The sequence below is a fragment of the Bifidobacterium sp. ESL0775 genome (assembly GCF_029395475.1).
GTDB lineage: Bacteria > Actinomycetota > Actinomycetes > Actinomycetales > Bifidobacteriaceae > Bifidobacterium.
In genome coordinates this window covers 943,938-956,032 of sequence record NZ_CP113917.1, presented here as the reverse complement: position 1 = coordinate 956,032, position 12,095 = coordinate 943,938, and the positions used below count along the sequence as shown (strand labels likewise).

Here is a 12,095-nt window from a genome sequence, read left to right as displayed (position 1 = left end):
ATCATATCGGCATGTACTACGGCTATATCCAATATAATAATGGTGATGTGACTTACGTCACGTTTTTGTTTACCAATGTCAAAGAAGGACACCTTGAAGAAAATTCTGTGCTCACCCGGAAGCTATATCCAGGAACCCAACGCCATCAACGAGCTCGCGGACCAGTACCGCACTCTCGGCAGCAAAGGCGCCTACATCATCGTCGACCCGTTCATCGAGAAGACCTATCATGACCAAATCGTCTCCAGCTTCGAAAGCAGCAACACCCCGTACCAGCTTGTCGTCTTCGGCGGCGAATGCTCCGACAACGAAATCAACAAGCATGTCGCGGCGCTCGGTGAAAACGACGCCGTCATCGGCATCGGCGGCGGCAAGACGCTCGACACCTCGAAGGCCGTCGCGCACTTCGGCAAGCGTCCGGTGATCATCTCCCCAACCGCGGCATCCTCCGACGCCCCGTGCTCGCGTCTGTCCGTGGTCTACACCGACGGCGGTGAATTCGACCACTACCTGCCCCTGCCCAAGAACCCGGACATGGTCATCATGGACACCACCATCATCTCGAAGGCCCCGGTTCGCTTCCTGATCTCCGGCCTTGGCGACGCCTACGCGACCTACTTCGAGGCCCTGGCCTGCAAGCAGTCGAACGCAATCACCATGACCGGCGGCCATTCCACCAACGCGGCCATCGCGCTGGCCAAGCTCTGCCATGACCTGCTCATCGCCGATGGCCCCAAGGCCGTCGCAGCGGTGCGTCAGGGCCTGTGCAGCCCGGCGGTCGAGAACGTGATCGAAGCCAACACCCTCCTGAGCGGCCTCGGCTTCGAATCCAGCGGACTCGCCGCGGCGCATGCCATCCACGACGCACTGACCGTGCTGCCCGGCACCCACAAGTACCTGCACGGCGAGAAGGTGGCGTACGGCACGCTCACCCAGTTCGTGCTTGAGGACCGTCCCGAAGCGGATCTGCGCGAGGCTTACGGCTTCTTCCGCAAGGTCGGCCTGCCTACCACCCTTGCTGAGATCGGCGTCGAGGATGCGAGTGACGAGGACCTCTTGAAGGTCGGCGAGCTCGCCTGCAGCAAGGACGACACGATGTCCAACATGCCGTTCGAAGTGACGCCCGAGGACGTGGCGATCGCGCTGCGCACCGCCACCGAAGTGGCCTCGGTCTACTGAACCGGCAACCGATAAGGCGGTCTGCTGGCGTGACCGCGTGAATGGCATGAACGTCGTCGAAGCTCGATATGGCGGCGTTCATGCCATTCTTGCGTCAGGAGTGCTGATACAATAAAGGATTGTTGTTCGGCCCCGTAGCTCAGTTGGATAGAGCAACTGACTTCTAATCTGTAGGTCGCGAGTTCGAATCTCGCCGGGGTCACTTGGTCTGGAGACGGGAAGCAACCCCCGCCGAAGAAACCGAACGGTACGATACGACAAAGACACCTCAATGACGAAATCTTCAACAATAAGCATCGACTGGCAGGCACCCAAACGCCGGTTTCCAAAATATTCCGCGCTAATCTTCGCTTTGGGATTCGTTTTTCTGATTCCCGAGTCGGCGTATATGGGCCGATTCGTACTCATGATTCTGCAGCCGATACTTATTCTGCTGCTCTATGTTGCCATGCTCAAGGCGCCAAAACTGTTCTGGCAACGTGCGGCGGCGCTGATGCTGATAGCGGTCTGCATCTGGTCGGCACCGTATCTGCGCCACGGCGGGCAACTGCTAACCTATATCGTCATAACCGAAGCATCAATACTGTTCAATGCCACATTCGGGTACACCGCCATCGTGATTTCCGCGGTTGCCATGTGGATACTTTCGCCGATACTTAATAATCTGCACAGTCTGCATACCCCTGATTTCATCGCCACATCAAGCTACATCCTGTTCGCCGGCATCCTCTTCATGGTCTACACCGTACAATCGGAGAAACTGCAACGGGCGAACGAGCAACTCCAAGACAATATACAGCAGATTGAATCGCTGACCCTTTCGCGCGAACGGGCACGAATGGCCAGTGAAATGCACGATTCCCTGGGTCAACAACTTACGACAATACACTATGCTCATGAATCCGCGGCCAATGCAACACTCGCCGCCACCAGCCTGACCGAAGCGGAACGGGCAGCCATCAGCAAACCCATCACCAGGGCAGACGACATCGCCGAAGGCGCCTTGTCGGAAGTCCGTCAGATGGCACGCGCTCTGGATCCGGCGGCGTTCGGTCAAACGCTCACCAATGAGTCGATCGACGCGATGGCACGCTCGTTTGGCCAAGCCGGACTTGAGATGCAGACCGACATCACCGGAGAGGTCAGTTTGCTGGGAAGCGAAGAACAGACGCTGTTGTTCCGCGCCTTGCAGGAAACTCTGACCAATGCCGTGCGCCACGCCCATGCCACCAAAGTACGGCTCGCCATCGCCGTCGGCGGCCACGAGACGACGTTGCGGGTCGAGGACGACGGGCCGGGTATCGATGCGGACGACATCGATCACGGCTTTGGTCTTGCGTCGTTGCGCCAGCGCATGGAACAGATCGGCGGAAATCTCATGTTAGGGGAATCGCAATCGCTTGGTGGGGCCAGTATCACGGTGACTATTCCGAAACCAAGCGGGACGGAACCGGCCGAGCCATCACGATCATCGAATTTGGATACCGCAAATCATACTTCCAAGAAAACCAGAGAAAATAAGGCAACGACACCCACGAAAGGAGCGGACGAGTCATGAGCGATGCCGTCGAATCTGCAGCAACCACTTCCAATCAACCCATCCACCTCCTTATCGTGGACGATCAGGAACTCATCCTCACAGGACTTACCGAACTCGTCACCTATATGCCTGGCATAGAAGTAGTTGCACAATCACAAAGCGGTCAAGCGGTGCTTCAACTGCCTGACAGCACACTCCATTCGATCGATGTCGCGCTGGTCGACGCACACATGCCGCAGATGGACGGACCCGAGCTGATTGCTCAATTGCATGACAAATATCCCGACATCAAATGCATTCTGCTCACCGCGTTCGATGAGGACGACAATCTGATTAATTCCTTAAAAGCCGGCGCGGTTGGCTATCTGCTCAAAGACATCTCCACAGCAGATCTCGCCAATGCCATCCATTGTGCTGCCAAAGGAGGCCATGTCATCGGTGCCAGCGCCACCGCACATGCCATGCGTCTCATCTCGCAATCCGGCAATCACGACGACCGAAACGATGAGCGTGCAGCTCTCTCGGCAAACTTCGACGAACAATCCACGGACGAAAGAACCGCAAGGAAGTTTGATATTCACCCTGCCGAGACCTCTCACGAATCTATATCCGGCAGGAACATTGACGAAAATAGAGTAGTCAACGATAACTCCTATATGGCTGTAGGCAATGATGCGGATATCTCTCAAGCCAGTTCGGAGACCCGTGCGCTACTTGCCGAGCTGACACCAAGAAACCAGCAAATCGCCTTGCTGATCGCCCAAGGCCGCACCAATTCGGAAATCGCAGACAAACTGTTCCTCTCCCCCGGAACGGTGAAGAATCACGCCAGCCACATCTTCGCCAGCCTCAACGTCCGCAACCGCACCGAGCTGACCGCCATGCTCGGTGGCACATTGGACTGAACCTACAGTCCAGATATCTCCATTGGCCCGGACACAACCATCCATCACGCGAAGTTGTCGGAATGCTTATTTGAGCGAAGAACAGACTGGCGAGGCTGCATAAGGCTATTCGCCGGTCAAAAATTATCCTATTGGGCAACGAACGGTACAGATTGACAATCATCGACCGCCGTTCCGGACAACGCCGCGATAAACCGAACGGTAAAGCAGCCCACCACAGCCGATAACAATCAGCAATGCGAGCGCCATCATCCCCAGCTGAGGCCATGGCACATAGACCCGCGCCGCATGCCAATACTCAGAGAGCCTTGGCTGCTCCGTAAGATTGACGGAAATGACGACAGCCACCATCGAGAGCAGCCCTGCCGTGCCGACCTCGATACCCGTACGAATGCAACCGGACATAGCCCATTGCCGTCCGCTCATGCCAATCATCCATGCAGCTCTGGCCTCGCGGCGGCGCGATTCAGCATCATTGGCGACCACGGAGACCAGACCCACCACCGAGATGAGCAGAATCGGGTAGACGAAGAAATAAACGCCGACGCGGTTGCCACCCGCGAACTCACGCTGGGACACCGCACCGAACGGCAGCCGATCAATGACATCTCCAGTGCTCGAAACGCTTACGGAACGACTGCCTGTATCTGAGACCAACCCATGGGCCCGGACCGTACGGTCGTGGTGAATGATCGCCATACGGTGGCCATGCTGGTTTTCCGCTGGGTTAAGCGAACGGGGTACATAGAGATTGCCGGTCATCCCACCGCCCATTCGTATGATAGAAGTCACTTTGCTGCGATGCCAGTGACCGTCCGCCCCCGCTATGCAGACGGGTTGGCCGATTTTGCTTTCACCCGCCGATACCACGCCATTGCGAGCATCCACGTCGCCTTGCCTCGCGCCGACCGGTATGAAATCCGAGAGCGAGCCGCTATCGATCACCGAAGAGAGGCCTTCACCCAACGGGAAGCCTCCGGTCAGATCCTCTTTCATCTGCTTATCACAGCCACCCGTATCGGAGTATAGGTACCTCACCTGCGTGGTCGGCGCCAGCACCAATGCGCGAGGATCGGCTTCTCTCGCCAATGCACGCAGATTCCTCGTGCCTGCTTTCCCTGCCTGTCTGGTCTCCATCACCGATGTACCATCGAAAATCGCGTGCAACGAGGTGTTGGCGGCGTGGTCCTGGAAGGTCTGCATCCCATAGAAAAACACAAATACGGCCACAGCAACGACGGTGATGCTGAAAATAGACACGGATTTGAGCGCTGTCACGTCACGCAACGCAATGTCCGCCCACGAACGACCCCGCATCCACCTGCTGATACCACCGCCAATAGCACGCAGCATCGGTTTGGCCAGCCGGGCAATACCCCAACAGACCAAGAGCGGCATCACACCGTTGCCCACCTGCGCCGCATCGCTGTTGGAGCGTGAAGAGACGATACCCCAGCCGATACCGACGACGAACATGGCCACGGTAATGAGGTTGCGGACAATGTTGGAAAACCGGGTATATACACTCCGCCTCGTCGCGCGCTCCGGGACGGCAGAAAGCACCAGTCGCGATTTGCCGACCTTCCTGCCGGAAAAGTAAGCGGAAACCATCGCGCAAACCAAGGAAATCAGGACGGTCTGCCAAACCGCATTGAAGAATCCAGAACCGGTGCGCTTAACCGCATCCGTGCCGATGAGTCTGAAGAAGAAGTAGAACAATGCGTTGCCCGGCACACCGAGTACGCACGCGCCAAGCGCCGAGACGAAAGCGACGGGCAGCTGCACACCGATCATCGCCCGAATCAGCCAACGCGGAGTGGCACCCATCATCCGCAGACGCATCAGATCACTCCACTTGGCAATGAAGGCATGGTCGGTGGTCGTCTTGTCAATCAGCACTGCGGCAACAACCATGAAGACCAGAAATGTCCCCAAATCACCGGCCACACTGGGAACCGAGTTCACCGCCCACGCGAGCACGAATATCAGAGTCATCGCCGCCATGTTTGCCGCACCGTTGAGCAACTGCAAGCGCCTGTTACCTCTCCAAAGCGAGGAAACGATACGCACGCCGCTCATCCTGACGATGTTTCGCAGCCCATTTCCTGTGCTGCCTGCGCTACCCATGCCGGCGGTATTATGCCGCCCAGCCGCAGCACCCGTACCGCTCATACTCTTCGCTTTCCCGGCTTCCGGCTTACTCATGACGGCCTCCAAGCAGCAAAACCTCAATCTGCGAGGCGGAAATCCCGTTGCCGTATTCGCGCACGATCCGACCATCAGCCATCAGCACCACACGGTCGGCCGATGCGGCGACCACCGGGTCATGAGTGACAATCAGAGCCGCTTTGAGCCCGGCACGCATGGAGGCATGGATGGTGTCGATGACCTCGTCGCGCGCTTTCGGGTCGAGGTTGCCGGTCGGCTCGTCAGCGAACAGCACATCGGCGCCGATGGCGAGCGCTCTGGCGATGGCGACACGTTGCTGCTGCCCGCCGGAAAGGCTGGTGACGGGCGTGTCCAGCGGTTTGTAAGAAAGACCCACGCATGCCAAGGCTCGCAACATCTCGTCGTCACCCATCCGCTCGCCACGAATCGAGGCGGGCAATGCCACGTTCTCCCCTATGGTCAGGTTCTCAAGCAGCATGTAGTCCTGGAAAATGAACGCGAAGCGCGAGGCACGCAGTCGGGCCAGTTTCTTCTCACCGAGCTTGGCCAGCACCTTGCCGTCGAACGTCACCGTGCCTCGGGTGGGCTTGTCCATTCCGGCCATCGCACGCAGCAGTGACGACTTGCCGCAACCCGAAGGCCCGATGACCGCCACCGTCTCGCCTTCGTGAACCGTCAGGTCGATCGGTCCCAGCCTGAACCCGAAATCACGGATCAGACCTTCGGCCCGCAAAACCTCCTTGGCCGTTATGATTTGTTGTTGTATGGGATACGTCTGTGTGGTATAGCTTGTAAAGTCTTCGTTTTTCATATTTTCATCGTCACATATTCCAAGAGACCATGCCCCGTGCCGAAAGTCACTGTTTTCCCTTAGGTATTTGGAAAATATCGGATTGATAATAATCGGCAGTCGATATGAAAATTGACATGATCAAGAGAATCTGAATGAACACTACAGTAATCATATAAGTGCCAAAATATGGCGGAATTGCAATGGAAAGCTTAAATCCGTGTCGCAAAGTGACGATAAACTCAAGTCATGGACACGGACAAGGAAACGCCCCAAACAGTTGGCGACGATGCTCAGCAGATTGCCGGGCCGTTTTCCGCCGCGCCTCCCTTTGACCACCGTTTGAGCGCGAACCAGAACCTGACCTTTGAATACGCGAAACCGGCGTTTGCCTCGGCCGGACTCGAATGGTCGGACGAAAACCTTACCAAACTCCGTCTTTTCGATGCCGAAAAACAAGCCACTAATGCCGCTTTGTTGCTTTCCGACCAATGCCCCTACCTCATCAAATGCGCAGTTTTCGACGGCGACACCAAGGCGAATCTGACCGAACGGCACAACGTTTCGGGCTCGGTATTGAACCAAATCGACGCCACGATGATGTTCCTGAACCGACACAATCCCGAAAACGCGTGGCCCGAGGCCGCGTTGCGCGAATCGTTGGTCAACGCCGTCCTTCATCGCGATTATGAAAAGAACGGGCCTATTCTTATCAGCCTGTTCACTTCGAGCATCGAAATCGTCTCCCCCGGCGGTCTGGTCGACGGCTTTGAGGTCAACGACCTGTTGAACGGGGTCAGCGAATCGCGCAACGCCTGGCTTGCGGATGTCTTCGAAGCCTTGGGCCTGAGCGAGAACTGCGGCACCGGCGTGCAACGCATCCTTGACGCCTATTCGCAAAGCCTCGCCAGCCCTCAACTTCGTGTCGGACCAGGCTCAGTCGCGATGATCCTGCCCAAGCCGGTACTCGATTCCGCGTGGCCCGAGTCTCAAGGCAGCGATGAGAATGGAGGCCAATCAAAAAACGAAACGGATAACCCCGATAACGATAATCCTGACACTGGTTCCGGCAAAGCCAAGCGCTATACGTTCCCGCTCGGCGGACCGCACCTCTTCACCACCAACCCCGCAGAAGCGCTTGTCGGAAGCAAGGTGCTTGCCGCGACCCCGTTGTCGTCCGTGGTTTTCGCAGGCAGCAAAATCTGGCAGCTTCTGAACAGCAACCCAGACTCGAAAACACTGGAAGCACTGCCTGATAACGTCAGATCGCAAGTGCAACAATGGATGGTCGGCAAGGAAACGAATCAATTCGAAATTGACACGCTCGGGCAAATCACCAAGCACCTGTTATCGGAACGGAAAGAGGCCATGAGCCTGCGTGATATCCAAACCGAGCTGGGTACCGATTCCGGAGAACTCACCAACGCGCTTGAAGGCCTCACAGAAAAAGGCGAATTGCAAAGCATCACTTGTGGCGAAATGACAACATACTCGTTACCACGCTAGGCAAACACTTTCGCCTCAGTTGATGATCAACGCCAATCCCAGCAACACCGCCAGGAACAGCACGTTGGTGACCGTGTAGACCAACAGATAGCGGCCCTTCTTGTCAGGGTATTTGCGGGCGATTTGCTGGTAGGAGATCAGCGAGGCCATCGAGGCGATCAGCGTGCCCAGCCCACCCAAGTTCGTGCCGATGATCAGCTCGCGCCACTGGCTGCAGAAGCCGGAAAGCAGGATGGAGGTGGGCACGTTGCTGATGACCTGGCTGGAGGCGACGGCGACCTCCATCGGATGCTGGTTGACGATCGAGGCCACGAAATTCGAGAACTCCGGCACGCGGCGCATGTTGCCGATGAAGATGAAGAACATGATGAAGGTGAGCGGCAGGCTCCAGTCGACCTTGAGGAAGGCGCGGCGGTCGCAGATCAGGAACGCGCCGAACACCAGCACACACATCAGCCACAGCGGAATCGAGCCGCTGACCGTGAAAATGCAGATGAGGAACAGAACCACGTAGACGATCGAACGCCAACCGCCATACCCAGCACCGTAATTGATCACACGGACCTCGTCCGGCTTCTGCTCGCTTTGCGGAGCGAAAAGCGATTGCTCGATACCCTTGCGCCCCAGCCCCGCGAAATCGGCCTGGCTGCTGCGACGGCGGAAAACGACCAGAATGACGACAAGCAGCAGGATCGCCGAAGCAAACGAGAAAGGCCCCATGACCTCAAGGAATTCCGAGGTCGGCATCTTGGAAACAGATTTGAGATATAGGTTGTGGGCGTTGCCGACCGGCGTCAGCATGCTGCCGGTGTTGGCGCCGATGGTCATCAACGTGACGACCAGAACGGTCTTATCCTCCATTTTCGCCATCACCAATACGGAAATCGCGAAGGGTATGAACGTGACCAGCGAAACGTCGTTGGTGATGAAGATCGCCGAGAAGAACGTCAGGGAGACCAACGAGATAATCAGCGCGCTCTCGGTATGGACATGTTCGAGCAACTTGGTGCCGATGATGTGGAACACACCGATGCGCTGGAAGCCGCAGACCACAAGCATGAGGCAGACCAGCTGGCTAATAGTGTTCAGGTGGATATAACCAAGGTACTGACGATCCGGCGGGACGATGAAACACGAAATGATGGCGAGTATCGTCGCCACCACCAAAATGGTGTCGTTTTTCAGTTCCTTGACGATCCACTTGCGCATCGGCTCACCAGCCAACCGTCAACGGGAAACACGCGACACGACGAGGGCATCTCATCGGCGCGCCTCAATCGCTCGCCGGCATTTGCGCCCAGCAATCCCCAATGTCTCGGTCATCATTTCCCATCCGTCATTCGGCCACCAAACAGGCCAACGAAGACGCGCCCCACAAAAGGTTCCGGCTCGACGCCGAACACGCATATTCGTTCTCTTACCTCTTATTGTATGGGCATTTGAAAGCGAAATGAGACGAAAAAACGCGCTTCCAGCGACCATTTTCATTAATATTACAAGAAATGTAGGGGGAAATCCTAGAAATTATTGGCATTGTTCTAGATGATCAAAAGCGACCAAAATTCCAAAGAAATTTGTGAAGATTCGTCGTGTTTTGCTTCCGGATGCATGGCCTCTGACAACGAAACAACCCGTGAATCGATACACCACTTCTCTGGCACCTCGTGCAACTTAGACCATGGGATGACGCGCCTAGAACAGATTAGGCCATAAACCGTCACGCCTCTATTTGCACCGACCGCCTTGCTTTTGCGGGACAGCCTGAGTTTTTACGCCACAGCGTTGCCGTAAACCTGCGCCTGCAGATCCTTCCGCGCGGTTTCCATATCGGTGATCTTGCCCAGGAGCTTGATTTTCTCCTCGCCGTCCGGCAACTGCGCCATCTTACGTTTTGCAGAGCCGATGCGGCGCATGTAGCCGACATCAAGCAGACGCGCGGTCAACTCCGAGGCATAGCGCTGTTCCTCGCTTGTGGGGGCGCGCAATTGGGCCGCAGCGGGATTGGGCATCTCGACGCCCGCACCATTGGCAGCGCCGTTCTGTCCGCCCTGCGCGACCGAAGACCCGTTCATGCCATTGGCATTGATGTTCTGGTCATCGCCTCCTGGCAACGGCAGCGGCATCACGGCGAGTTCGTTGATGACCTGCTCGAGCATCGGGCCACCAGCCTTGGTGAGATTGTGCATCCAAAGGCCTTGGGGCGTGCCTTTTTCAGGCAGGCCACCAGCCGCCGCAATCGCCTGGAACAGGGTGCGGAACACCGGTGTCATGAAATCCGCCAATGTCAGTTGCGCGAAGGCATTGGGCTCGATGGCACGTGGCACCTGGATGAGCACAGCCATGAATTGCTGCTCACAGATGAAGACCGCATCGTCGACACGGAAATAGGATTGGTCGGCGGCGTCGCGGTGTTGCAATGCCTTGCGTGCCGCCGGATTGGCATAGGCGTTCTCACGGTTCTGCGCGTTGAAATCATAGCCTCTGCCACCTCGCCGCTTGGGCGCGTACGCATCGTCGTCACGCACGTGGAGCTGCCGACGGGCCCGGTCGACCTCGCGACGCATGATGTCGAGATCCACACCGATGCGACGGGTCGCCTTGCGGGTGTAGATATCCAGCAGCGAACGGTCGCGGATCTGCGCGATCAACGGCGCCACGGCCTTCACCGCCCCCATCTGGCCGGTGGTGTATGACGTGTCGAACCTGCCGATAGCGGTGTCGATGACGAAGTCATAGAGCGGCTTGGCGTGGTCGATCAGCGAACGCACCGCTTCGTTGCCCTGCTGGATGCGCAGATCACAGGGGTCGAGGTTGTTGTCCGCCACGGCCACGAAGGTCTGAGAGAGGAACGCCGAATCAAGGCCAAAGGCATGGATCGCGGCCTTCTGCCCCGCCGCGTCACCATCGAAGGTGAAGACGATACGGGAGCTCAGGGATTGCCCCTCGACTTTCAGTGGACCGACCAGTTGTACGGCACCCAACGAATCATCGGAAATCAAACGCCGGATGATCTTGGCGTGCTCCTCGCCGAACGCCGTGCCGCAGGTGGCGACCGCCGTGTCGATGCCGGCCAGATGGCAAGCCATCACGTCCGTGTAACCTTCGACGATGACGGCCTGGCGTTTCTTGACGATGCTGGATTTGGCCAGATCGATGCCGTAGAGCACTTGTGTCTTGCGGTAAAGCTGGGTGTCGGGCGTGTTGATGTATTTGGCGTTGATGGTGTCGTCGTCATAGAGCTTGCGAGCGCCAAAACCCAGCGTCCGCCCCGTGGAATCGCGGATGGGCCATGTGGCGCGGCCACGGAAGTAGTCATAGACGCCGCGCTGCCCTTGTCGCGCGAGGCCGGCGTCCAGCATCTCCTTCTGGGTGAAGCCCTTGCCCGCGAGATGACGGACGAGATTGTCCCAGCCCTGCGGCGCGTAACCACAACCGAACCGTTCGCAGTCGGCCTGGCTGAAGTTACGTCCGCCGAGCAGCTTGCGAGCTGCGAGCGCCTCTGGCGTCATAATCTGGGAGACGAAAAAGCGCTGGGCCTCCTCATTGGCCTCAAGCAGACGGGCGCGTTTGGAGCCTTGGTGCTCCTGCCTGTCGCCATTGTCGTTGACGTAATGCAATTCGATGTGGTACTTGTCGGCCAGCAGTTCCACGGCCTCGCGGAAATCGATGTTCTCCTTGTGCTCGACGTAGCCGAAGACGTCGCCGCCGAGCCCACAACCGAAGCAATGCCAGACTCCCAGTGAAGGGCGGACGCTGAAACTGGGCGTCTTCTCATCATGGAACGGGCATAATCCCATGAACGTGCCGGTGCCGGCGGCCTTGAGCGTCACCGTCGACGAGACGATCTCATACAGATCCGCCGACGCACGCACCTTCTCAATGTCTTCCTTCGGAATCATTCCCACCATAACTGTTCACCTTACCGCGCACCATGCATGAGACACAACCAAATCCATAGTGCAAAATAAGAATCAAGGAATCTTGCTGGCCGTATAGCACGAAGAAA

At 57.2% G+C, this 12,095-nt stretch carries 8 protein-coding genes and 1 tRNA gene; 5 read left to right on the top strand and 4 right to left on the bottom strand.

Features of this window, described 5'->3' with window-relative positions; all coding sequences use genetic code 11:
• Positions 1-75 precede the first annotated feature (75 nt).
• The 4 genes from OZX73_RS03295 to OZX73_RS03280 all read left to right on the top strand — a co-directional run bounded on the left by OZX73_RS03295 (position 76) and on the right by OZX73_RS03280 (position 3,624).
• The gene (locus OZX73_RS03295; protein ID WP_277150636.1) at positions 76-1,179 is read left to right on the top strand and encodes a glycerol dehydrogenase; all 1,104 of its coding nucleotides are present in this window, start codon (positions 76-78) and stop codon (positions 1,177-1,179) included.
• Positions 1,180-1,307: 128 nt separating this feature from the next.
• Positions 1,308-1,381: transfer RNA gene (locus OZX73_RS03290), tRNA-Arg, on the top strand.
• Positions 1,382-1,450: 69 nt separating this feature from the next.
• Positions 1,451-2,737, top strand: coding sequence for a sensor histidine kinase (locus OZX73_RS03285; protein WP_277150634.1), 1,287 nt, complete (start codon positions 1,451-1,453; stop codon positions 2,735-2,737).
• The gene (locus OZX73_RS03280; protein WP_277150632.1) at positions 2,734-3,624 is read left to right on the top strand and encodes a response regulator transcription factor; all 891 of its coding nucleotides are present in this window, start codon (positions 2,734-2,736) and stop codon (positions 3,622-3,624) included. The genes OZX73_RS03285 and OZX73_RS03280 overlap by 4 nt, the downstream gene beginning before the upstream one ends.
• A gap of 159 nt (positions 3,625-3,783) precedes the next feature.
• On the opposite strand, the gene OZX73_RS03275 is transcribed toward OZX73_RS03280, so the two are convergent.
• Together OZX73_RS03275 and OZX73_RS03270 are read right to left on the bottom strand one after the other, a co-directional pair.
• Entirely contained in the window at positions 3,784-5,829 is a 2,046-nt protein-coding gene (locus OZX73_RS03275; protein WP_277150630.1) for a hypothetical protein, read from the bottom strand.
• Positions 5,822-6,604, bottom strand: coding sequence for an ABC transporter ATP-binding protein (locus OZX73_RS03270; RefSeq protein ID WP_277150628.1), 783 nt, complete (start codon positions 6,602-6,604; stop codon positions 5,822-5,824). Before OZX73_RS03270 ends, OZX73_RS03275 begins: the two co-directional genes overlap by 8 nt.
• A gap of 228 nt (positions 6,605-6,832) precedes the next feature.
• Between OZX73_RS03270 and OZX73_RS03265 the strand changes: the two genes are divergently transcribed.
• Positions 6,833-8,089, top strand: a complete 1,257-nt coding sequence (locus tag OZX73_RS03265; RefSeq protein WP_277150627.1) for an ATP-binding protein — start codon at positions 6,833-6,835, stop codon at positions 8,087-8,089.
• Between the two features lie 15 nt (positions 8,090-8,104).
• Here the strand turns inward: OZX73_RS03265 and OZX73_RS03260 are convergent, their stop codons facing one another.
• Entirely contained in the window at positions 8,105-9,298 is a 1,194-nt protein-coding gene (locus OZX73_RS03260) for an SLC13 family permease (RefSeq protein ID WP_277150625.1), read from the bottom strand.
• A 560-nt stretch (positions 9,299-9,858) separates the two neighbouring features.
• Positions 9,859-11,997 (bottom strand): DNA primase, encoded by a 2,139-nt coding sequence (gene dnaG / locus OZX73_RS03255; protein ID WP_277150623.1) that lies wholly within the window; start codon positions 11,995-11,997, stop codon positions 9,859-9,861.
• Positions 11,998-12,095 lie beyond the last annotated feature (98 nt).

Coding starts and splice junctions, on each gene's coding strand:
- OZX73_RS03295 (WP_277150636.1), top strand. CDS start 76: ATGTCAAAGAAGGACACCTTGAAGAAAATTCTGTGCTCACCCGGAAGC.
- OZX73_RS03285 (WP_277150634.1), top strand. CDS start 1,451: ATGACGAAATCTTCAACAATAAGCATCGACTGGCAGGCACCCAAACGC.
- OZX73_RS03280 (WP_277150632.1), top strand. CDS start 2,734: ATGAGCGATGCCGTCGAATCTGCAGCAACCACTTCCAATCAACCCATC.
- OZX73_RS03275 (WP_277150630.1), bottom strand. CDS start 5,829: ATGAGTAAGCCGGAAGCCGGGAAAGCGAAGAGTATGAGCGGTACGGGT.
- OZX73_RS03270 (WP_277150628.1), bottom strand. CDS start 6,604: ATGAAAAACGAAGACTTTACAAGCTATACCACACAGACGTATCCCATA.
- OZX73_RS03265 (WP_277150627.1), top strand. CDS start 6,833: ATGGACACGGACAAGGAAACGCCCCAAACAGTTGGCGACGATGCTCAG.
- OZX73_RS03260 (WP_277150625.1), bottom strand. CDS start 9,298: ATGCGCAAGTGGATCGTCAAGGAACTGAAAAACGACACCATTTTGGTG.
- dnaG (WP_277150623.1), bottom strand. CDS start 11,997: ATGGTGGGAATGATTCCGAAGGAAGACATTGAGAAGGTGCGTGCGTCG.